Annotated in this window: 24 protein-coding genes and 3 pseudogenes; 13 read left to right on the top strand and 14 right to left on the bottom strand. The window is 60.5% G+C overall.

Features of this window, described 5'->3' with window-relative positions:
• Window positions 1-240: 240 nt before the first annotated feature.
• Window positions 241-1157: pseudogene (locus tag RCH10_RS23405) on the bottom strand (IS3 family transposase); the annotation flags it as partial.
• 95 nt (window positions 1158-1252) lie between these two features.
• Here RCH10_RS23405 and RCH10_RS23400 point away from each other — a divergent pair.
• Entirely contained in the window at window positions 1253-1735 is a 483-nt protein-coding gene (locus tag RCH10_RS23400) for a tyrosine-type recombinase/integrase (protein WP_409054292.1), read from the top strand.
• Between the two features lie 530 nt (window positions 1736-2265).
• On the top strand, window positions 2266-2565 hold the full coding sequence (locus RCH10_RS23395) for a hypothetical protein (RefSeq protein ID WP_409054291.1): 300 nt from the start codon (window positions 2266-2268) through the stop codon (window positions 2563-2565).
• Here RCH10_RS23395 and RCH10_RS23390 read toward each other — a convergent pair.
• The 4 genes from RCH10_RS23390 to RCH10_RS23375 are packed head-to-tail and all read right to left on the bottom strand — an operon-like array spanning window position 2547 to window position 5994.
• Window positions 2547-3533, bottom strand: coding sequence for a hypothetical protein (locus RCH10_RS23390; protein WP_409054290.1), 987 nt, complete (start codon window positions 3531-3533; stop codon window positions 2547-2549). The genes RCH10_RS23395 and RCH10_RS23390 overlap by 19 nt on opposite strands.
• A complete protein-coding gene (locus tag RCH10_RS23385) occupies window positions 3530-4084 on the bottom strand; it encodes a hypothetical protein (protein WP_409054289.1) in 555 nt (184 codons plus the stop codon). The genes RCH10_RS23390 and RCH10_RS23385 overlap by 4 nt, the downstream gene beginning before the upstream one ends.
• A 2-nt stretch (window positions 4085-4086) precedes the next feature.
• Window positions 4087-4332 carry a hypothetical protein gene (locus RCH10_RS23380; protein ID WP_409054288.1) on the bottom strand — a complete coding sequence of 82 codons (246 nt, stop codon included), beginning with the start codon at window positions 4330-4332 and terminating at the stop codon, window positions 4087-4089.
• 54 nt (window positions 4333-4386) lie between these two features.
• A complete protein-coding gene (locus RCH10_RS23375; RefSeq protein ID WP_409054297.1) occupies window positions 4387-5994 on the bottom strand; it encodes a DNA methyltransferase in 1608 nt (535 codons plus the stop codon).
• Between RCH10_RS23375 and RCH10_RS23370 the strand changes: the two genes are divergently transcribed.
• The 3 genes from RCH10_RS23370 (at window position 5902) to RCH10_RS23360 (ending at window position 7582) form a co-directional block, all read left to right on the top strand.
• The gene (locus RCH10_RS23370) at window positions 5902-6093 is read left to right on the top strand and encodes a hypothetical protein (protein ID WP_409054287.1); all 192 of its coding nucleotides are present in this window, start codon (window positions 5902-5904) and stop codon (window positions 6091-6093) included. The two genes, RCH10_RS23375 and RCH10_RS23370, sit on opposite strands and share 93 nt — an antisense overlap.
• Complete coding sequence (locus tag RCH10_RS23365) at window positions 6078-7121, top strand: SIR2 family NAD-dependent protein deacylase (RefSeq protein WP_409054296.1); 1044 nt, start codon at window positions 6078-6080, stop codon at window positions 7119-7121. Before RCH10_RS23370 ends, RCH10_RS23365 begins: the two co-directional genes overlap by 16 nt.
• Before the next feature lie 86 nt (window positions 7122-7207).
• Window positions 7208-7582, top strand: coding sequence for a GIY-YIG nuclease family protein (locus tag RCH10_RS23360; RefSeq protein ID WP_409054286.1), 375 nt, complete (start codon window positions 7208-7210; stop codon window positions 7580-7582).
• 559 nt (window positions 7583-8141) lie between these two features.
• Here RCH10_RS23360 and RCH10_RS23355 read toward each other — a convergent pair.
• Both RCH10_RS23355 and RCH10_RS23350 read right to left on the bottom strand, forming a co-directional pair.
• Window positions 8142-8471, bottom strand: coding sequence for a hypothetical protein (locus RCH10_RS23355; RefSeq protein WP_409054285.1), 330 nt, complete (start codon window positions 8469-8471; stop codon window positions 8142-8144).
• Window positions 8472-8522: 51 nt separating this feature from the next.
• Window positions 8523-8774: a hypothetical protein gene (locus RCH10_RS23350; protein WP_409054284.1), complete on the bottom strand. Its 252-nt coding sequence runs from the start codon at window positions 8772-8774 to the stop codon at window positions 8523-8525.
• On the opposite strand from RCH10_RS23350, the gene RCH10_RS23345 reads away from it, so the two are divergent.
• The 3 genes from RCH10_RS23345 (at window position 8775) to RCH10_RS23335 (ending at window position 10826) form a co-directional block, all read left to right on the top strand.
• Complete coding sequence (locus tag RCH10_RS23345; RefSeq protein ID WP_409054283.1) at window positions 8775-8924, top strand: hypothetical protein; 150 nt, start codon at window positions 8775-8777, stop codon at window positions 8922-8924.
• Window positions 8925-9648: 724 nt separating this feature from the next.
• Window positions 9649-10023 carry a helix-turn-helix domain-containing protein gene (locus tag RCH10_RS23340; protein WP_409054282.1) on the top strand — a complete coding sequence of 125 codons (375 nt, stop codon included), beginning with the start codon at window positions 9649-9651 and terminating at the stop codon, window positions 10021-10023.
• A 146-nt stretch (window positions 10024-10169) separates the two neighbouring features.
• Window positions 10170-10826 (top strand): hypothetical protein, encoded by a 657-nt coding sequence (locus tag RCH10_RS23335; RefSeq protein WP_409054298.1) that lies wholly within the window; start codon window positions 10170-10172, stop codon window positions 10824-10826.
• Between the two features lie 29 nt (window positions 10827-10855).
• On the opposite strand, the pseudogene RCH10_RS23330 reads toward RCH10_RS23335, so the two are convergent.
• Window positions 10856-11065 (bottom strand): annotated as a pseudogene (locus RCH10_RS23330) (endonuclease/exonuclease/phosphatase family protein); the annotation flags it as partial.
• 968 nt (window positions 11066-12033) lie between these two features.
• Between RCH10_RS23330 and RCH10_RS23325 the strand changes: the two are divergent.
• A pseudogene (locus tag RCH10_RS23325) lies at window positions 12034-12186 on the top strand (DUF3606 domain-containing protein); the annotation flags it as partial.
• Window positions 12187-12209: 23 nt separating this feature from the next.
• Here RCH10_RS23325 and RCH10_RS23320 read toward each other — a convergent pair.
• The 3 genes from RCH10_RS23320 to RCH10_RS23310 all read right to left on the bottom strand — a co-directional run bounded on the left by RCH10_RS23320 (window position 12210) and on the right by RCH10_RS23310 (window position 13521).
• Entirely contained in the window at window positions 12210-12467 is a 258-nt protein-coding gene (locus tag RCH10_RS23320) for a hypothetical protein (RefSeq protein ID WP_409054281.1), read from the bottom strand.
• Window positions 12468-12539: 72 nt separating this feature from the next.
• Entirely contained in the window at window positions 12540-12959 is a 420-nt protein-coding gene (locus tag RCH10_RS23315) for an SOS response-associated peptidase family protein (RefSeq protein WP_409054280.1), read from the bottom strand.
• A 337-nt stretch (window positions 12960-13296) separates the two neighbouring features.
• Complete coding sequence (locus tag RCH10_RS23310; protein ID WP_409054279.1) at window positions 13297-13521, bottom strand: hypothetical protein; 225 nt, start codon at window positions 13519-13521, stop codon at window positions 13297-13299.
• Window positions 13522-13588: 67 nt separating this feature from the next.
• Between RCH10_RS23310 and RCH10_RS23305 the strand changes: the two genes are divergently transcribed.
• From RCH10_RS23305 to RCH10_RS23295, 3 genes are all read left to right on the top strand, one after another.
• On the top strand, window positions 13589-16786 hold the full coding sequence (locus RCH10_RS23305; protein ID WP_409054278.1) for an error-prone DNA polymerase: 3198 nt from the start codon (window positions 13589-13591) through the stop codon (window positions 16784-16786).
• 644 nt (window positions 16787-17430) lie between these two features.
• Window positions 17431-17838, top strand: coding sequence for a BLUF domain-containing protein (locus RCH10_RS23300; RefSeq protein WP_409054277.1), 408 nt, complete (start codon window positions 17431-17433; stop codon window positions 17836-17838).
• Window positions 17839-17925: 87 nt separating this feature from the next.
• The gene (locus tag RCH10_RS23295) at window positions 17926-19083 is read left to right on the top strand and encodes a sensor histidine kinase (protein ID WP_409054276.1); all 1158 of its coding nucleotides are present in this window, start codon (window positions 17926-17928) and stop codon (window positions 19081-19083) included.
• 270 nt (window positions 19084-19353) lie between these two features.
• Here RCH10_RS23295 and RCH10_RS23290 read toward each other — a convergent pair whose 3' ends face one another.
• Window positions 19354-19611, bottom strand: coding sequence for an ATP-binding protein (locus tag RCH10_RS23290; protein ID WP_409054295.1), 258 nt, complete (start codon window positions 19609-19611; stop codon window positions 19354-19356).
• A 238-nt stretch (window positions 19612-19849) separates the two neighbouring features.
• Here RCH10_RS23290 and RCH10_RS23285 point away from each other — a divergent pair, with 238 nt between their 5' ends.
• Window positions 19850-20371 (top strand): phospholipase D family protein, encoded by a 522-nt coding sequence (locus tag RCH10_RS23285; protein ID WP_409054294.1) that lies wholly within the window; start codon window positions 19850-19852, stop codon window positions 20369-20371.
• Between the two features lie 240 nt (window positions 20372-20611).
• Here the strand turns inward: RCH10_RS23285 and RCH10_RS23280 are convergent, their stop codons facing one another.
• Together RCH10_RS23280 and RCH10_RS23275 are read right to left on the bottom strand one after the other, a co-directional pair.
• Window positions 20612-20965 (bottom strand): hypothetical protein, encoded by a 354-nt coding sequence (locus RCH10_RS23280; protein ID WP_409054275.1) that lies wholly within the window; start codon window positions 20963-20965, stop codon window positions 20612-20614.
• A 97-nt stretch (window positions 20966-21062) separates the two neighbouring features.
• On the bottom strand, window positions 21063-21338 hold the full coding sequence (locus tag RCH10_RS23275) for a DUF2164 domain-containing protein (RefSeq protein WP_409054274.1): 276 nt from the start codon (window positions 21336-21338) through the stop codon (window positions 21063-21065).
• Window positions 21339-21393: the final 55 nt, after the last annotated feature.

Genomic DNA, 21393 nt, shown 5'->3' with positions numbered 1-21393 from the left:
GGCGATCGCCGCGTTCTTCGTCTTCGTCTTGCTCGTCGGCATACATGCTCCTTGGGGTCATGCTATGCCTCGAACACAAAATTCAGGACAGGCTCGCCGATGGCGTTGCTGGTGCGAGCGTAGTTGTCGCTGCCTGCGCCGCCGGCGCCAGCGCCCGAACCGTACAGATTGGCCAGACCCAGACCTGTGTTATGAATCGCCCCGGCTTGAACTGACCCCCAGAAGTTGGACAATTAGAAGCTAGCAACTCAACGCCTGAATGCGGTACCGGACCGGGCTCAGGCCATTCAGTTTGAGCTTCAGACGTTGATGGTTGTAGTAGTGGATGTAGCTGCGTAGGCCCGCCCGCAGCTCATCAATGTTAGCGAACTTGTTGAGATAGAAGAACTCGGACTTGAGCGTTCCGAAGAAGCTCTCCATCGCGGCGTTGTCCAGGCAATTGCCTTTGCGAGACATGCTCTGCGTCAGACCGCGGTCGCTGAGTTGCTTGCGATAGGCAGGTATCTGATAGTGCCATCCCTGATCGGAGTGCAGAAGTGGCACAGCGGCTCGTCCCTTTAGCTTGCATAGCGCCTTGCTGAGCATGTTCCCGACGAGAGAGTACAGAGGACGTGCTTGCATTTCGTAGGCCACGATTTCCCCGTTGTAAAGGTCCGTGATCGGCGACAGGTAGAGCTTGTCGCCTCGGACGTTGAACTCGGTCACATCAGTCACCCACTTCTCGTTCGGCCGCGCTGCATTGAATTGGCGATTGAGCACATTGGGCGATGAGGCGCACTCGCCTCGGTAAGACCGGTATTTCTTTGGCCGAACCAGCGATTTCAGGCCAAGGTTGTTCATCAGCCGTTGCACCGTCTTGTGGTTCACGGCTTGGCCTGCCTGGCGAAGCTGCGCGGTGATGCGCCGATAGCCGTAGCGGCCCTTGTGGCGCTAGTAGACGGCCTTGATGCTTGATTTCAATCTGGCGTACTTGTCCCCAGTCTCCAAGACCTTGGCTTGGTAGTAGAACGTGCTGCGCGACAAGCCGGCGGCTTTCAGCAGCGTCAGCAACGGGTGGTTTGGCCTCAGTTCGAGGACGGCTTGCGCTCTTTCTGCGCAGCTTGCCGTTCCCGAACCAAGGCCTGCAATTTTTTTAGGTACGCAACCTCCGCACGCAGTCGCTCAACAGAGCTGGCCCCGGAAATCTGTACAACCCGGTAAGTGTGGAAACTGCTCCTGAAAGTGAGGAGCTCGCCTGTGAAGATTGGAGTTCATGCGCAGCAACCTGGCCCAGCTGGTTCGCCTGGGCCACTCCAAGGCGAACCAGCTGGGCCACTCCAAGGCGAACCAGCTGGGCCAGGACCTGCCGGAGAACTACAAGCCGCTGGTGGGCTCGGCTGCTGAGGCGATGCGCGACTGGATCGGCGCCCTGCGCGCGGCCAAGATCACCACCGGGCCGATCTTCCGGCGCGTGCTGGCGGGCGACCGCATGGGCACGCCGCTGGGCGCAGAGGGTGTGCGGTTCATCGTGAAGTCACGCAGCGCGGCGGCAGGTCTGGACGGCCGCTTCTCGGCGCACTCCTTGCGCTCGGGCTTCGTGACGGAGGCGGGTCTGCGCGACATGCCGATCGGCGAGGCCATGGCCATGACGGGGCACCGCACCGTGGCCACCTTCCAGGGCTACTACCAGTCGGCAGCGATCCGTCGCAGCAAGGTGGCCAGTATGCTGGATGCGCCGCCGCCGAAGGACTCTTAATCCGTAGGTCCCTGGTTCGAGCCCAAGTCGAGGAGCCACTACAAGCCCAATGGGCACTAAGAGTCTTGCTACTTAATTGATAGCAAGGCCCTTTTTACTTTTGCCCGTTGCCAAGTTTATTGCCATTATTTCCCCGTTACCAAGGGGAACGCAGGCCTTCGCGGGCTTACTAAATCGTACTTTGACGGCTGCGGGTACGACTTCGCCGCCATCCTGCCGCTGACGGAACCGTGCGGCGCCGCATCGTATTCAGGTGACCACGCGAAATAAAAAGTTGGCAACGGGGTTGGCAACGGCGACCAATCGGCGGTGTACCCCCGGCCCCCAGTCCCCGCAGCGCCCGGCGCGTTTGCGCCGCCAGCTACGGGACCGCGCCATCTAAGCCCGCCCCCTGCCCTGCCGCCGCACTTGCCCGACGCCGCCCGAATAACGCCCCACACGCCCGCCTGACGCGTCGGGGCACCGTCTTACCGTCGGCCGGTTGGTGGGCTGACCGGGTCGCATGCCGCGCGCGTCAAAGACTGCCGTTTATGTACGCCCATGACATTGAAACCAAGTTCCGCGACGCCGGTCCTGCCGCGACCGCGCTGACCGACTACCTCGACACCCATCCCGCACTCAGAGGATTCCTGTGGATATTCGAACGCGGCACCGTATCAAGCAACGGCCGGACGCGTGCATGGGCCGAATATCTGCAGGATGCTGCCGCCGACGATCCCACGCGCAAGCGTGTCGCGGTCACCGTCATCGAAAGCGCGGCCGGTGACTGGCACGCGGGGCACACCGTCACGTGGGCAGAGCTATATACCGCTCACAATCGCTCTAAATGATCGGGGCCGAAGCCGAAGACCCGGTTCAGCATGGCACGTGCTTGCAGTTCAATCCTGACCAACTGAGCAGCAAATTCCGCATGATTTCCGGCGAGATGTATTTCGGAACGAAGCAGGCTCACCATCTTTACCAGACCCTCTTGCACGGGCTTCAATTCGTTCATCGTTATTCGCATGTAAGTCGGGATTTTGGGGCCGCGTTCTGCCTCCATGCGCGCAAGCGTCTGCCTCAGCGAAAGCAACCAATCAGCCGCGACCCTCAACGATTGATGCAACGCCTCAATCTCGCCCGTTGAGGCCGCAGGCACTGACGTGTCCGCGATCTTTGTTTCGATGCGGCGCACCTCGGTCAGCGCGTGGGCAGTACGCTCCTCGATGTTGCGGATTGCCGCAAGGCTCTGCCGCAGCGGAGCCGCTCGAATCATTGCACTTACCAACGCCTCAGTCATCAGTCCCGTCATTTCTCTGGCGTGCAAGGCAGCATCGGTTTCCGCGACCAACCAGACCTTTGCGCTCGCCTTCAGAAAATCGAGGTTGACCTTTTCGTCTAGGCCGTCGAACGTCGGAGTTCGCATAAACAGACCACCGATATAGGCAAGGGTCGTCAGCGTTCCTTCTATCGCCTCGATATAAACCGCTCGCCGAATCTCAGCCTTGTGATTCGCCGCGTTCAAAGCGGCGTCGTGATCACGGGCACGCACAGCTTCGTGAGCATCATGCTGGCGCTGCGCTATGTTTTCGTCGCGGTCGAATGCGTGTTGTTCGCGCAGGCGTGTCATTGAACTGTGGTTCGAAGCGACTACGCCGGCCACACTGATAACAGCCGCGATGACGGCTCCGAAGGCTGCTGCCCAACCGACAGCTGGAATGCTCTTTAATAAACCCCAGAGTTCCATTCGATAGGCGACAGCCCCAACGAGCGCTACGACCGTTATAAGCAGCGGTACCCAGCCTCTTTTTGAAATCACGATTGGCCTTCCGAAGAGGCCGCAACGTCAGGCACCGTCGGTGCCTTAAACGGGCGCAGCGATGCGAAAAACAGCCCATGCGTAACCTCAAGGCCGAGCGGTGCGTCGTCCTCCAAAATCAATTCAGGGGCGCGCTTTGGTGCGCGCGAGCGCCTCATGACCGAATGCTTGTGGCCGTCCACCTTGCGATGCGTCAGCGGATTTCGTACCTGCCGAAGGTGGTCGATCTTTTCAAGGACTTCTGGGTCGGCAAAGAGTTTGTTCGCGCTTGCAGATGCAATGGCGCCATGGAGAATAGGCGACGCTTTTACGGGCACGAAGCCCCGACGCCGCAGTTCCTCGACCAGCGTGTGTTCAACGTGTGCGGCGGTCGTCAAGTTCGCCGCCATGATATAGCCATCGAGATAACAGGCGAGGGCCTCGCGGATCAAGCGTAACGGCTCGTAGTCGCCGTCGTGCGCCGGCGCCACCGCGCACAGCTTATCTAGCCACGCGAACCGTGCCGCCCGTGCGGCTAGAAATGCGTGCGCGAGTGTTGTGAGTTGTGCCATCGTCAGCCGATTGGCGCCGCGTCATCATCCTCACCCGGCGCGCGCGGCCCGGTGCGTTCGTCGGCGGCCAGCTTGTACAGCCGCACGATGCCGACCTCCAACGCCGCCGACCATGTCGAGAACGGCATATCACTCGCCTCGATGTCGACCCACACCGTCGCGTCGTCAGTGCTTTCGTGAAGCACCCAATGAAAGCAGCCCGGCTCGGGCTCATCGACAAAGACGGAGACATGGCGCAAATGTGTCATCTTGCTATTGTCGACGTTGTGCCGGGCTCAATCTCATAAGACGTCTCGGACGTATCACTGGACACCGAGGTTGAGGGCTAGCAGGCGCTCCGTTATTTCTTCGTCCGGCATGGCCGGCGTGTAGTCGGCCCATTCATAAGCTGAGGCGACTGCACCGTCGAGGGCCTCGTGTAGGCCCCGCAACCATGCCGGCTTGTTGTTGTAGAGCTTGGTCAACGCGCGTTCTTGCAAATCCGAGTCATGCCCCGTCTTGGGAATTATTCGATCTGGGTAAGGCGACACGGTTCGACCTACGGGGACAGCACCCGGAACCCGCTCGGTCCACTCTGGCGGATTTAGGTATTGGTCCCTGCGGTCGACCAGCGTCTTTGCGGCCTGCCCGATCGCAATTGCATGCGCGCGCGTTCCGGGCTTTGTCAGATCGCGCGGTATGGCGACGCCGTCGTCAGTCGCTTCAATGCCGGCAACGCCGTTGTTAGGCGCCAAACCATCGGGGAAAGGAAAGGTGCTGAAGCATGTCGTCGGGGTATAGCGTGGGTCGTTTCCTTTCCCCATCCAACTACCCATGTGCAACGACCATAGTTCATGAATGCGCGATTGCAGGACTCCCAACGTCGTGTCGTCGGAACGTGCAAACACGATCACGGTTTGGTGCGGGCACACCGCGACGGGCAGCCATACGAATATGCGATGTTTCGAGACTTGTGAGGTGGCGATGTAGCGCGCATGTCCGGCTATCGCGGCGCGAAAGCCGCCCCCGTGTTCCCCGTGAATCCACCACTGCTCGCGCCGGACACGTCGCGTGTTATCGGCCCTCTGTGGCTTGACTGTCTTCTCGACGTATTCGAAGGGCTTCTCGAACATCATTGCCTGCTCTTTTGTGCGGCGGTTGAAGTCGACCACCCACATATCGCGGCCCCGGCTATTGATGTCCCGGCCGTTGCAAAGCGGCTTAAGAACCTCACTGTTCGGCTGCCCATGTGAATTAGGCAATCGCAGCCATTCGACAGCAGTCTGTTGAGTGATTTCAAAGTCGCCGACAAGGACGGCCCCCTGAAAAGAAACGCCGACATTGGCGTCCAGTTTGACAGGGCGCTCGCTGCCGTCGATGTGTTCTGATGTCTGCATGACCAACAGGTCGCTGCTGATTCCGTCGACGGCTATCCCATTCAGTTTTGTGGTCGTGTGGGCGCCACCGAAAGCGACCAGCGAAACCCGCACCGCAGCGCCTTCATTGACCCACGGCTCATCGCTCCAAGCCTCGAAAATTCTTGTTGTTTGCACTATCGTGTCGAGCACCTCACGGTTAGCGCCACTGCGAATCGAATTCGTTGCGACCAGCCCCGCCGCGCCCAAGCCGCTGGTTTCAATTTGATCCTTTGCCTTTGCGAACCAGTAGCACACAAGATCGGCGCCGCCGGGGACGCGCCCACGGTAAGCATTGCGCAATGCCGCCGTGTAGGTTTCCCCTAGTTCCTTACGCATGCGCTTATTGCCGAGGAACGGCGGGTTGCCTATGACGACTGTTGCGCTAGGCCACGCGGCCTCTTTGCATTCAATCGTCTCCTCATGCTCGATGAAGGACACAAGCGCGTCCCTGCACTCGATGTGATCAAGCGGCTCAAGTACCGGATTAGTTTTGAACGCATAGCCGTGTTGCAGCCGCCAATGAAGTTCGCCAATCCAGACCGTGACGCGCGCAAGTTCAGCGGCGAACTCGTTCTGAATCGCCCCGGGCCGGGGCGATTCAACGCCTCCTGAATCTCAGCACTAAGGGCGCCAGCAAGAACTTAGCTGCCGAACTGAAGGCGCTCCGTGAACTCGGACCACACGCTGTAATCACCACGAACTATGACAACCTTTTAGAACCGATCTTTCCGGAGTACGAGGTCGTAGTTGGTCAGAACGTCTTCCGGCAGTCAGCCCTTGTTGTGGGGGAACTCTTCAAGATACATGGGTCGATCAGCGACCCGCATTCCGTGGTGTTGACGAAGGAGGACTACGACGCCTTTGAACGCGACAAAAAATACCTTAGTGCCAAGTTGCTGACGTACTTCGCCGAACACCCTCTGCTTTTCATCGGTCACAGCGCGAGCGATCCCAACATCAGAAGTGTGCTGTACGACATGAGTCGAATGTTTACCCCGACCACGTCTCTGATTCCAAACATCTACATCCTTCAGTGGGACGGCACTCAGAATGCTGACAGCAATCCAGCGCGTGAGCACGTCTTGGAGGTAGGCGACGGCATCACGGTCCGCATCAAGAGCATCACTGCTGATTCGTTCGATTGGGTTTACAAAGCTTTCGGCATCGGTGGGACGATGGAAAAGGTCAACCTGAAAGCACTTCGGGCACTGGCGCATCGGATGCTCAACCTGATCCGCACGGACATTCCGACGAAGAACGTTCAGGTCAACTACGAGGCGCTCGAACACGCCATCTCGAACAAAGAGGCATTTGCGAAGCTTTTTGGGGTAACGAATCTCGGGGACCCTTCCGCTGCAAACGCCAACCATCCGTACACGTCGGGGATGTTGGCAAAGCAGCTGGGGTTGCCGCATTGGACTGCTACGAATAAGTTGATTGCTCGCGTTAAGGCAGACACAGATTTCGACATGAAATCCTTCGATAACATCTACCACGTTCACATCAAGACGGGAGAGACGAGTGGAAGCAAAACACGGAAGTACTCAGACACTGCCGTTGCTCTGTTGATGAAGGTGCGCGACGGGGAGCCCTACGAAGTTCCTGCTGATGTGATGGCCGTTCAACTTCTCGCAAAGTGAGAGCCCAACCGGCGGGCACCCTCTGTTTATGGTGAGTGTGCCTTCCTCGCTCACGGCTTCAAAAACTTGATGAAGCAGGAGCCACTGTGGCACTCGGAAAGTCGATCCGCATCTATCTTGCAGATGGCACCGTCTCAGGCGTCCGACATGGCGAGATCGTGAACTGGACTGGTCAGGCCATCGCTTGTCCACGAACACGTTTTCAAGAACTTCGGGAGTGGCCGGAAGCAAAGCGTCCCGGTGTCTACTTCGTGTTTGGTTCCGATGAAGAAACCGGGCAGGAGGCGGTCTACATCGGCGAAGCCGAAGTCGTTCTGGATCGGCTTTATCAACACATCTCAGGCAAAGAATTTTGGTCCGAGCTGGTCGCGTTCACGAGCAAGGACGACAACCTCACAAAGGGGCACGTTCGCTACCTCGAATCACGCCTTGTATCCCTTGCCCTGAAGCCTGGCATGTAGAAGTTCAAGTAAGCGTCCGCCCAATCGGCTACATCGCACCGCTGACCACGAAAGAAATCGAAGGCGGTTTCGCGACGATCAAGACCGCGGCGAAGGTACGGCCAAGGGAAATGATTCGCTCGTGCGCGCACACCTGGGCAGCGAAGAAGTTCCACGCCCCGAAAAAGGAAGCGCTTCGGTCCTCAGCCTGGCCTGGCCTCAAGTGGCGTTGCGTGCTCATCCATGGGGTAGTCAAAGATCCGTTCGAAGTGGAATGCGTCGGGGAAATGCAACGTCGAGATCATGTCGCTGCACAAGATCCTGGCGAACCTACGGCATAAGGACGCCAAAGGCATTCGGGGCGTGGCCGGGACCGATCTCTCGGAGATCATCGAGTACTACAACGACCACGTAGCAGACACTCGGCCCCTTGAGTAAAGGTCGACCGTTGGCCGAGAGCCTCCACATTCAGTGTGGACCCTCCGATGCGGCGCGCGCCGGGGCGTTAAGTCCGCACCGGGTACGGAGTTATCGACGATTCGATGCGAGCCGCCAAATGCGCACCCGGTGCGCATTTAGGTCAGCCCGAAGCCGCCGACGCCTGCGCTTGCCGCTGGTGCGCCAGATCTTCTTCGGAGCGATGCACCGCGGCCACCAGTTCCACAAGCCGGGCGGCGACCGCCTCCGCTTCCGCCGCGAGCCGCGTCGTTCCGATGGTGCCGGACGAGACGCCGCTGTAGTCCACCTCGACGAAGTGGGCGAAGTCGTCGGGGATGTCCTGTGCCACCGCCCGCAGAGCCGCGGTGATGGTGTCGCATGCCGATGGCGCGGTGACTTCGGTCCCGCCCTCCGACAACCGGGCTTCGTACAGACCTGCTTCGATCTTGGTGATGTCGAGGGTGAGGATCATGGGTAGATCATGCCAAGCGCGACGCGGGGGCGCCAGCATCGCGGGCCTCGATCACACGATGACGGAGCCGTCGTGGATGAATGTCTCGGCAATGTCCGCCAGCAAGTTCATCAGATCGCGGGAATCGGCGTCGCGCATCTCAATGAGCGCATGGGCCGTCGGCTCTACCGCGAAATACAGCAGCAGATACCCGTGCCATTGGTCGTACGCATAGATAAGCGCTGCATCGCTCGTTTTGCGGGTGCGACGGCGCCATGCCAGGGTCCACTTCGCGGTAGCTTGCGAGTCAGACTCCGGGGGCATGTGAGCGTGCCAGAGGACCGGTTTGCCGTTGCACCGAGGGGGTCAATCCCCCGCACGGTCGCCACCTTCCAGGGCTACTACCAGTCGGCAGCGATCCGTCGCAGCAAGGTGGCCAGCATGCTGGAGACGCCGCCGCCCAAGGACGCCTGATCCGTAGGTCGAGTGTTCGAGTCACTCAGGGCCCACCACCCAACACGGGCGTGCCACCACTCGGAAGCTTGCCATCAAACTGATCGCAGGCTTTTTGTTTTTGAGCCAGAGCTTGCTGATCGTGTCAGGATCCATGTCACGATCCGAAGATGGCCTCCTGCGCACGGGTACAGACGCCGTTGGACGCGCCAAGCAGCGTCTGCCCCGGCGCAATCGCCGACGCGCGGCAACGCACACCCATTCTTTCGCAATGAGAAGGTCGGGTGTTCGATTCATCTCTCCGGCACCAATCAAATAGCCGCCGTGGTGCTATAAAACTCATAGCACAACGGCGGCATGTCACAGCAGACGGCAAAACTCCTCAGCGTTCAGGATCAGAACTCTGCACTTATGCATCGTCACGGCTCCACTTTGCTGGAGGAAATGACCTTGGCAAACATCAGAGAACGCGTAGACAGCACGGGAGTTTCGACTTTCCAAGCGCAAGTGCGCGTAGAGGGCTGTCCGCCTTAATGCTCGAGCTTTCCGACGAAGATGTCGGCAATGCGTTGGGCACAGCAGACTGAAACCGAGATCCGATCGGGGAGCATCACGCTGGCGCCAGCGGGGAAGCACACCATGCTTCAGCTTTTGGAATACTACGAAAAAGCTAAGTCGCCTAAAAAGGCCAAAGGTTAGGCGGCCTCAAATTTGAAGTGCAACACCCCTTCCAATAGGGTGTCCCATGTCAAATCTGATCACGTACCAGCAACTCCAGCCCGAAGACCGCATCACCATTGCAAGCATGCGCCAGCAAGACTGCAGTGTGCGCGCCATGCGCCGCACCCTGCAGCGTTCGCTCTCGACGATCAGTCGTGAATTGCGGCGCAACTCTTGCGGCGCATTGAACTACGGTTCGCATTTGGCCCAGCTCACCTGCCAAGCGCGCCAGCATGCGGCACGACCTGAGGCCAAGCTTCACGTGAACGGCCTTCGCTGGGGCCTGGTGCTGACGATGCTTGAATGGAGTTGGTCGTCCCAGCTGGTTGGCGACAATTACCTTGGCCGGCGCATTGCCGCATCAAAAATGCTACCCACGCTGACCTGTTGCCTCACCTAATTTGCTACCCGTTTGATTGTCCAGCGGGAGCACAACGTGACAAGGCAAATCAGCATGACAACACGCAAGGAGTTGGTGGAGGCGCTGCGGGAGCGGTACCGCAGCGCAGCGTTAGGCGACCGGATCAAGATATCCTCGATGAATTCGTGGCGCTGACCGGTTACCACCGCAAGCATTCGATTCGGGTACTACGCGGGGAAGTTACGAAGACGAGTGCTGCGCCAGCACGCGATCGCCTGTACGACGAGGCGGTACGCCAAGTGCTGACGGTGCTTTGGGAGGCGGCAGATCGGGTCTGTGGCAAACGGCTGAAGGCGCTGGTCCCGCTGCTGGTCGATGCGATGGAGCGTCACGGCCATCTTGACCTTGATCCAATCATCAGGACCAAGGTGCTTCAGGTCAGCGCAGCGACCATCGACCGCATGCTCGCTGCCGCACGCCTGCACATTGACGGGCAGCGTTCACGCCGCAAGGGTGTGGGCTCGGCCATCCGACGCAGTATCCCGGTGCGCACCTTCTCCGACTGGCGCGATCCGCCGCCGGGCTTCTTCGAGATCGACATTGTCGAGCACTGTGGGGGTCCGAAGACGGATGGCGACTACGTTCACACGCTGACCATGACGGACATTGCCACGGGATGGACCGAGTGCGTGGCGATGAGAATGCGCGAGCAAATGCTGATCGTGGGCGCCTTTGAGCAGGTCGCGGGCGAGTTGCCGTTCGCCATGCTCGGGGTGGACTCCGATAACGACAGCGCCTTCATGAGCCAAAGCGCGAGGGATGGCTGTTCCTGGCGGTGGTGATCGCCCCGCCTCACTTCGATCGGCATGCTCCTGGCCAGTATCGCAACCCCGTTCCAGCTGGTCTGCCCGTGCACCAGTGCTTCGTAGCCCATCGCACGGACCTCTTCGTACGGGAACGCCGCGGTAGTGCACTTGAGTTCCTGCAGGCACACCACGTCCGGCGATGTCACGTCCAGCCATGCCCGCAACGGGCCCAGGCGCTTGCGGACATTGTTGATGTTGTAGGTGGCGACGCGCATCTTGAGCGCGGCTTCAGGTGCGCGGCGATCGTGGTTGCGGGCTGTTCTCGACATCGGCCGTCCATGCAACCCAACTCTGGTAGTCGATGAGAATCAGGCGCTGACGTGTGCTGGATGCTGCACGTTGCTTTCGTCGTGACCCGGCCGCATCCTGCGGGATCGGCAATGCAAGATCAAGGCTCGACTGGCGCAGTTTTCTCATGCCTGGATGATCGTCACGTCAACAACAAAACACGTAGTCCGCCGCCGCTCGTCCCCGCCCTCGCTGAGCGACGACTGACACGAAGACGTTAGGTCAAGAGCACTGGGGTGACCTCGCTCATGGGATACGCAGATAAACGATCGCCTTGCGCTCAGCACACCCACGCAGCGTCAATCGCGTCGCACTCAGCGACAGCACTTGAAATTGCCAAGAGTCTGAATCAGCGCGCCCTGACCTGATCTGCAGCGCGCAGTCGGAGAGCGTCCAGTTGGCCGCCTGATATCTCCGGGCGCCTGTGCAGCCAGGAATTGAATTCCTGTCGACCTTCTGCGCGGTGAACTCCATCTCCTCGAAATACCGTTGCTGGCTTCCTCATGCGCCGATCAGGTCAGGCGAGCGAACGGCGCATGGCGCCGCGGACGCAGGAGTGGCTGCGAATACGAGCTACGACATGCCGGACACCATGCGACAGATCGCGGCGCGCAAGGAATCTGGGACGTATTTCATGGCTGGAGAATAGACGAGCCAGCGGGGCTGGCGACTGCCCCTGCCGTACATCGCGGCGGGTATGGAGCGGGCGTGCGGGCAGCTTTTTATGCGTGCGGCAAGCCGCTTAAGGGATAAGTGCAGGGAAGATGCATCCCATGCACAAAAAGTTAGGCGTCCAGCGTCTTGAGGCGCTCGCAGCCCGCGAACGTGCTGAACAGCTGCGTCCCGACGAGGTCGAGCGACTGTTCCTGCCGGAAGACCCGACCGCACCAAGCCACACACGAAAGTCATCGCACTGAAAAGTGCGGAAGAAATTCAATTCTGGTGTGAATTGCTGGGAGTGAAAGAACCCGAACTGACCGCGGCTGTTGCCGCAGTCGGCAGGTCTGTCAATCGCGTGAGGGCGCACCTGAAGCGTCCGACTTCATAGGTGCGCGGGGCGCGAAGTACACATCATAAAAGTAATATTTCCTCCCGCTCGTGTGGACCTGACGGGCCGGCACTAAAGACGTCCGCGGGCGTGAGCCTCAAAAGCGTCTCGGCTTCTTCCACCGAACCAGAAAGCCATCGATCAAAACCATCCGGTTCGAGCAACACCAGCGATCGCTTGTCCTGCTGATCGGGTGGAAGGGGCAACTTGGTGTCCGGGTTAAGCACAGGCTTGTGCATCCGGTTCATCAAAGGATGCGCGTCGGCGTTTATCGTGAGCATCGTGTAGTTGGGGACGATCTCGCCGGTGAGCGGATCGGTCCATGTGCTCCAAAGACCAGCTACGCCCCAAGGCTATCCGTCTGCTCTGCAGAAGCGCCACCACACGTTTTTTCCGGTTTCCCAGTTGGGCTCGTCGAACGACGAAGCCGGAACAATGCATCGCTGTCCACGCTTCCACGCCTGGCTGAACGTCGGCCGGCTCGCAACCGACTCGCGGCGAGCATTCACAGTGCTGATGCGCTTTGGTTTCTCCCCTTCTTTTTTGGGCTTGCTCAAGGGAATTCGCGTCGTGCTGTCGGGCGGGATCATTCCCCACTGACCGACCACCAGATCGGGGGAGCCGTCGCGGGCACGGCGGATGAAGGGCCCGGGCCGCAGCGGATGAAGATCACGTGCCCAATCACCCTGGTTGCGCGGTCCGACATGCCAGAGGGCCTCGATTTCGCGGACCTCGGGACTGATGTAGCGAGTACACATGCGGTCATTCTGCAACGACGCGGGTCGTTGGCATTGCTTTGGCGACCCCTAACCGGCTTGTCCTCGTCAGGCTTCAGTTCAAAAGCCACCACGGCGTATTCGCGGCCACCGAATGCGCAGGCCAGCTCGCGAAGTTCCCAGCGTCTTGAAGTCCCCGGTCGCGGCTGCAGCCCAATCGCGGGTGGCCAGAGAATTACAAAACGGCGAGGCACCTTCAATGTGGCCGATGCCGCTCACAACGCCGGGCATGCTCACCATCGCATCCAACCCGCCATGGTTCAGTACCCCCTAAAGCTCCCCGAGCAATGCCGTCTTGAGCCAGAGCCGATCGCGATGCGCCAACTCGTCATATTCATTGCGTCCGCTCATTCCAAAACTCCTTGGTGGTCACCGGCCTGAGCCACTCGGCCGCGGCCTCAACCGGAGTGAGGCTGCGCAGGTGCTCATTGCGCCACAGAGCCAGGGCCTGCGCTTCTAATTCGTCGGGGTCGATCGTTCGCCAGCGCCGCTGCAGCTGGTGCGCACACGCACCGATCCACAGGGCTTGGCGGCCGTTTGAATCGTGCAATTTGTCCATGAACGCATCGTACAAAACTACTGGATGAATGTACAGTTATCAGTCTTGATGCCGACGTCTGTGCTTTGTGATCCTGCCCGTTCCGTCCTCTCCGCCCGCCTACGCCGAGCTGCACTGCCGCTCTAATTTCACCTTCCTCGTGGGCGCCTCCATGCCGGAGGAGCTGGTGCGCCGGGCCGCCGAGAAGCACTACACCGCACTCGCCCTGACCGACGAATGTTCGGTCTCCGGCGTCGTGCGGGCCCACCTCGAAGCACGCGAATGCGGCCTGCACTTCATCGTCGGCAGCGAGATCCAGTTCATGACCACCAACGACACCCCCTTCGCTCGACTGGTGCTGCTGGCGCAGGACCGGCGCGGCTACGGCAATCTGTGCGAACTCATCACACTGGCGCGCCGGCGCGCACCCAAGGGCTTGTACAAGGCGCTGGTCACTGACATCGAGGGCAAGACCGCCAAGGCCCCTCATCTGGCCGGCATGGCCGGTTGCATCGCGCTCCTCCTGCCGGAGGCAGGCGCCACCGTCGAAAGCCTCTTCGCTCAGGCCATGTGGCTGCGCACCTGGTTCGACGGCCGTGGCTGGATCGCTGGCAGCCGGCCGATGCAGATGGACGACGACCTGGTCCTATGGACCCTCGAGGAAGCCGCGGGACAGGCCGGCGTGCCGATCGTGGCCACCGGAGGCGTGCTGATGCACAGCCGCGGTCGCAAGCCCGTGCAGGACGTGCTGACGGCGGTGCGGCTGGGCAGGACCGTGGCGGAGTGCGGCTTCGAGCTGTTGAGCAACGGAGAACAGTACCTGCGCGGCCGTGTGCTGTTACCTGAATTGTTTCCGCTTGAATGGCTGCACGAGAGCGTGAAGATCGCGGGCCTGTGTACCTTCAGCCTGGAAGAGCTGCGCTACGAGTATCCCGACGAGATCGTGCCGCCCGGCGAAACGCCCGCTTCGCACCTGCGCGCGCTCACCTACGCCGGCACCCTCACGCGCTTCCCCGCGGGCCTCTCCGACAAAGTGCGCGGCCAGATCGAGCACGAGCTGGCCATCATTGCGCAACTGGCCTACGAGCCCTACTTCCTGACTGTGGCCGATATCGTGCACTGGGCGCGCGCGCAGGGCATCCTGTGCCAGGGCCGCGGGTCAGCGGCCAACTCGGCGGTCTGCTACTGCCTGGGCGTTACCGAGGTCGATCCGGCCCGCATGAACGTTCTCTTCGAGCGCTTCATCAGCGTCGAGCGCAAGGAGCCGCCGGACATCGACATTGACTTTGAGCACCAGCGACGCGAAGAAGTCATGCAGTACATCTACAAGAAGTACGGGCGGGATCGTGCGGCCATCACTGGGGTCATCACCTCGTACCGAACCAAGTCGTCGCTGCGCGATGTCGGCAAGGCGCTGGGCTTTCCGCTCGAGACGGTCGAGCGGCTGGCCAACGAGGCCTACGGCATAGAAGGTCAATGGATTGCCGAAGCCTGTCTGTTCGAATGCGGCCTCGATCCGTCGACACGCAAGGTGAAGCAGTGGCTGCAACTTGCCAACGAAGTCCGGGGCTTCCCCCGTCATTTGAGCCAGCACACCGGCGGCTTCGTCATCGCGCGCGACAAGTTAAGCCGCCTGGTGCCGGTGGAGAACGCCGCAATGGACGATCGCACCGTGGTGCAGTGGGACAAGGACGATCTTGATGCACTCGGCCTCTTGAAGATAGATGTGCTGGCGCTCGGCATGCTCACCGCCATCCACCGCGCCTTCGACTTCGTTGCGGGCAAACGTGGCGCCCCCTTCGGCATGCAAGACGTGCCGGCCGAGTGCGCGGTGACCTACGCCATGATCCAAAAGGCCGACACCGTGGGCGTATTCCAGATCGAGAGCCGTGCACAGATGAGCATGCTGCCGCGGCTGAAGCCCGAGCGCTTCTACGACCTGGTGGTGCAGGTGGCCATCGTGCGGCCCGGACCGATCCAGGGTGGCATGGTGCATCCGTACCTGCGCCGCCGAGCGGGCGAAGAAGCGATCGACTACCCAAGCGACGAGATCAAGGTGGCGACCGAGCGCACGCTGGGCGTGCCGCTGTTCCAGGAGCAGGTGATGCAGATCGCCATGCTGGCAGCCGATTTCACCGCTGGCGAAGCCGATCAGTTACGCCGGGCCATGGGCGCCTGGCGTCGCAAGGGCGGGCTCGAGCCGCACCAGGACAAGCTCGTCCATCGCATGCTGGCAAAGGGCTACACACCCGAGTTTGCCGATCGAATCGCCAAGCAGATCGAAGGCTTCGGCAGCTATGGGTTTCCGGAGAGCCATGCGGCCAGCTTCGGCCTCTTGGTCTACGTGAGCTGCTGGCTCAAGCGCCACCATCCCGACGCCCTCCTCGCCGGCCTGCTTAACAGCCAGCCGATGGGCTTCTACGCACCGGCGCAATTGGTGCGCGATGCGCGCGAGCATGGGGTCGTGGTCAGGCCGGTAGATGTGACAGTCAGCGAGTGGAAGACCACGCTCGAAGAAGCCACGCAGGCCAGCGGGTGCAGTCCGCGCTGGGACACCGCTTTCGTGGACCCCTTGCGCGCAGTGCGGCTGGGCCTGTCGCAGATCTCGGGCATGCGGGAGGCCGTGGCACAGCGGATCGTGGCCGAGCGCGCGACTGCGCCTTTTGCCACGGTCGAAGATCTCGGGCGGCGCGCAGGGCTCGATGCGCACGACCTGCGTTGCCTGTCCGGCGCCGATGCCCTGCACTCGCTGGCGGGCCACCGGCCGAACGCTGTGTGGGAAGCGATCGGTGTCGAGACGCGGGCCACCGAGCTGCTGCGCAACGCGCCGACGATCGAAGAGACCATCGAGTTTGCCGCACCTACCGAAGGCGCCGACATCGCGGACGACTACGCCTCGATGGGCCTGACGTTGCGTCGGCATCCGCTGGCGCTGCTGCGGCCCCGGCTGGCGAAATGGGGCATCCGAACCGCGGAGGATCTGCGACGCAATGCCAAAGACAAAAGCACTGTCCGAGCGAGCGGCATCGTGACGCACCGGCAGCAGCCGGGCACGGCCAGCGGCGTGATCTTTGCGACGCTGGAAGACGAGACCGGCACGGTGAACATCATCGTGTGGCCCAGCGTTGCCGAGGCACAGCGGGCGGCGTTGGGGGGGTCGATGCTGCTCACAGTGCAAGGCACCTGGCAGTCCGAGAAAGGTGTGCACTCGCTGGTCGCGTTGAAGCTGCGCAATCACGACAAGCTGCTCGGGCGATTGCGTGCCTCGAGCCGGGATTTTCGGTGAAATAGCGCACTTGACAAAACCGTTCGCCGGTTAAACCACAAGGTGACCACACAGTCCGCACCAACTGCAAAAGATCGAGGGGCGGATGCGCCTTGCCGATCATGGTTCCGCGGCAGATTGCGGCTTGGCAGGGTCAAAGGTAGTTGGCCGGGACGGAGGCGGCCTCGGCTTGCAATCGGTAGTGGACGAAAAGCTCTTCATCGGCCTTGAGTTTGCGCAAAGCCCAGAACTAGTGAACGAGGCGGCCAGTGTCGTCGTAGGGCTCCGTTGCTTCGCGGTTCGGCGCCCAGGAATGATTGAGATGCCGCGTGGCATTGCCGCCGCGCACTGCGCCGATCGTGATGCCATCGCACAGCACAAACAAGTAGGTCGGCTAATCGACCCACGCCTTGGAATAAATTGCCTTGGCACTGTACCTTCTGCCTTTGTACAGAACCAGGAGCGTGCGTCTGAGCACCGCGCAAACAGCAAATGCGTCCACGCCATGCAAGAAACTGCGGCCAGTGCGAAATAGGGCGTGCGCTGCCGTCGGCTAGAAGCATCGATGAGGGCAACTTCAATCGGACTCCTCATGGAGTCGTCCTACGCCGAAGTTCATAGCCTGCGCACAAACAACCTCGAGTACTTGAGAGACACAAGATCTCATGCTCGGTCGATTGATTTATTCAAGCACGGCGCTCTGCGACGCTGCTGAGGGATTGCGCATTTGCATCGAGGCCCGGCAAGCCAACGCCGCCCGCCAAATAACCGGCGCGCTCTATCTTGCGGACAACCTCTTTTTCCAGTACCTTGAAGGAGAAGAAGTGCAACTGGCCACATTGGTTAACCGTATTCGCAAGGACAAGCGCCACGCCAACTGCGCCGTGCTGGACAGCCGGCTCATCTCGCAGCCCATATTTAAGTCATGGCCAATGGCGTGGCTTCCCCGTACGGTGCAGACCGATCTTTTGACGCAGGCAGTTGTTCCGCGGGGATCGAATCCTGCAGCGATCGACGGGACAACCGCCGGGACGTTGTTTCTTGCTCTGTCGCAGTCAGCCGAGCATCATTAAGGGTTGGCCACGAGGGCCGGTAAGCACTTCGTCCACGTCCGCAACGCGGATGCGATTGGGTACGATCGGCCGATGCGCAGGTTGCGCATGTCAGCCACCGAGGTTTCTATGCGGCTTGCGGATTTCATTGACCAGAATATCGAGACCATCGTGTTCAGCGCGGAAGAATTTGCGCGCACCCTGGATCCCGCCGCCCGGCATCTCGATGCGGAGGCTTTACGGGATCACATGCCGATGATTCTGCAGGCTGTGGCAGTGGACCTGCGAGCACCCCAGACACGACCCGCGCAGCAGCTCAAATCACTCGGCCAGCAACAGCGCCCGCAGGGCGCCCCTGAGAGCGCAGCGCAGACGCACGCGCAGTTGCGGGCCAAGGCGGGTTTCGACATCGAGCAGCTCGTGGCGGAATACCGGGCGCTGCGCGCTTCGGTGCTGCGGCTCTGGCTGGGTGAGGCATCGCACTTCGACGACGACGCGTCCGACGACGTAGTGCGCTTCAACGAAGCCATTGATCAAGCTGTGGCCGAGTCGGTGGCGTTCTACACAGCCGAAGTGGACCGCTGGCGGCACGTATTTCTTGGCGTGCTTGGGCACGATCTGCGAGGGCCGCTCAACGCCATTCTGTTGACTGCTGAAGTGTTGTCGCGCATGACCACTCTCGAACCGTTGACCCGTCACACTGTCCGGCTTGTCCAGAGCGGCAAGCGGATGAAGACATTGCTCGACGACTTGCTCGATTTCAGCCGTGCCTCACTTGGTCTTGGCATCGGCGTCAGACGGACAGCCGCTGATCTTGCGGGCCCCTGCAGGGAAGAGATCGATGTGCTGCGCGCCGCTCTGCCGGACACGCCGATTACTTTTGAGGCGGAGGGCGACACCTCAGGTGAATTCGACGTGTCGCGCGTACGCGAGGTGCTGGGAAATCTTGTCAACAACGCGGCGAAGTACGGCACGCCAGGCAGTACGGTGGTTATTCACCTGAGCGGTGACGCCGAAGCCGTCCAGTTGTCCGTTGAAAACCTTGGCGAGCCCATCCCACTCGCAGCTATCCCGCAACTGTTCGAGCCGCTTCGCCGCGGCGCGCCGGCCGAGCCCCTGGACGAACGGGCCAACCTGGGTCTGGGACTTTTTATCGTTCGCGAAATCGCGAGGGGTCATGGCGGCGAGGTCGTTGGAATGTCAGCTGACGGCAAGACGCGATTTACCATGCGGCTGCCCCGAATGGCAAGCTCGCCCGGAGTCTGAAGCGAGGCCCCCTCAGGGGCCCAAAAGTCGGAGTGCATTCGAGTCATGGCGCTTGCGTCGGCCAAGACTCAGTTTGTTGCACTGGGTTTCGGCGCGAACGACAGCGGCATCCAATGGGAGACGGGGATAAAAGCTGGCATCGGGGATGCCGGCTGTGCATGACTCCACCGTCTTCGTCCTTTCTCGGCTCCTTTTGAATGGCAGATCGCTTGCGCGAAGAAGGCGCGAAGGGTGAAGCCCAGAGAACCTTGTCCCCGCTTGTGTAATTGCTTAGCCGGCGTTTCCAGCCGGCGTCTTTCGCGCCTGCTCACGAGACTTTATGTGCTTCTCTGAGTTCGTCGTGGCGTGCGTGATCTGGCAACTGTCATTGCCCGTGTCGATGATGTAGCAATGGTGCGTGAGCCAGTCGAGCAACGCGGTAGTCATCTTCGGATTCCCGAACACACTGAACCATTCTGCGAAGTCCAGGTTGGTCATCACCACCACGCTGGTGTGCTCGTACGGCTTTGCACGCAGGTTGAACAGCAGCGCCCCAACGGCACTCGTGCAGAGATGGTTGTAAAACTATCAATCGTTGTCACCCATGGTTCTGGGCAACTTCATTGGACAGCGCCGGAACCATCTGCAGGCAATTCAGTTTCAGCGTGTCCAAGGAAAGCAATTCCGTGCTCCTGGTTAGGATTCCCACCACACTGTTGCACTTTCCTTGATGAAACTTTTAACCTTTCCTGATCTGAATCGCTGCGTGCTATGCCTGGCGTTACTGATGCCGGTCGGCTGCTCCGTGCACCACCAGGCATCGGCAACACTTTCTGTGCCTGACGGTCAGCAGATCGAGGTTGGCTTCTCGCCAGAAGCCGGAGCCGAGGCACTCGTACTCAAGGTCATCGGCAGCGCGCGCCAGTCGGCACGACTCGCCGGCTACTCGTTCACTTCGCCGAACATAGTGCGTGCGCTCATCGAAGCCCACAAGCGCGGTGTCGACGTGAAGGTGCTGGTGGACGACCGGGGCAATCGCGGCAAGGCCAGCATCGCGGCAATGAACCTCATCGCGGGCGCGGACATCCCGATCAAGGTCATTTCAACCTACGCCATTCACCATGACAAGTACATCGTGGTCGACAGTCTCCACACCGAGACCGGCTCGTTCAATTACAGCCAGGCAGCGGCCCGCTCCAACTCGGAAAACACTCTGGTCGTCTGGAACAACCCGAAGCTGGCCGCGCAATTCACGGCGCATTGGGACAGCCGATGGGCTCAGGGAGTTGCGATCGAGATGAGCTACTGACCGCGAATCCATTCCGGGCGGCTTGCTTCACCGGCAACGCGCCTTGGGCAACAATGCAGTGATGACGACGATCCACATCTTTTTGTCGAATGGTCGATATCAGGCAGAAACTGCAGCGCACCGAAAGCTGCTCCCATCAAGCGATCGCAAGTAGAGCGAAGGCCGTGCCTTAGCGACAGAGCGACGAGCAACATTTGGGGTTACCGGCGCTGAGGGCGCAAGAGTAAACGCCTGGCTTGACTACTGGGCGTCGACTCCTACCGCTTCGTCTTGCCAGCTGGTTGCAACACCATTCGCGGCGACAACACAAAACACGGAGAACGCACGGTCTGCAATCCTGATGTGCCCTTCCGCGATGTGCTCTGCGACGTACGCCATCAGTTGCGTGGTTGGCATGCGGCCTCCGACCTTGCGATGTACCTGTACCAGCACTTCCTCGATGCCTCGATCGACAAAGGGCTGCGCAACGCTTGCATATGCCTGCTCGGCCAGCAGACGACCCCGCACATCCGCAATATTTGTCCATGCCTGCTGTGCGGGAGCAGAGGCCGGGAAGCGGGCTCGCATGAGTTCGTGGACGCGTCGTTTGTTCATAGGTTCAAAGCATGTGGGTCAAGAGCTTCAGCCTACATCCCCTGAAGACGACGGTGGCCGGGCTTAAAGCCAGGAACTGCACACGACCATCGCACCATCACTTGCGATCGTGCTGTTTGCGGTCAAGCTTTCGCCAGTACGGGAACTCGTCTTCGTGAACTTCGATGTCCAGTTCCGAGACGCGGGCCTGCATTCGCTTCTGCACGTCGGCGACCGCCCTGTTGTGTATGAGCGGGCCCACTTCCTCCAAAAAGAATTTCAGCAGCCCACCCGCGGCCACGTTACCGATCCGCTCCTCCATGTTCTCCCGGAAGTAGCGCTCGACGGAGGCGATCGCCTCTTGGCGCGCATCCTTGTCCAGCTCGATGGTCATGGCAATCTTTCAATATTTCAATAGCACGGTGCAAGTCATAAAGGGACTTGCCGTT

Origin of the sequence: Variovorax sp. GrIS 2.14 (genome assembly GCF_046115955.1) — a bacterium.
GTDB lineage: Bacteria > Pseudomonadota > Gammaproteobacteria > Burkholderiales > Burkholderiaceae_C > Variovorax.
This window is presented reverse-complemented; position numbering and strand designations above follow the sequence as displayed.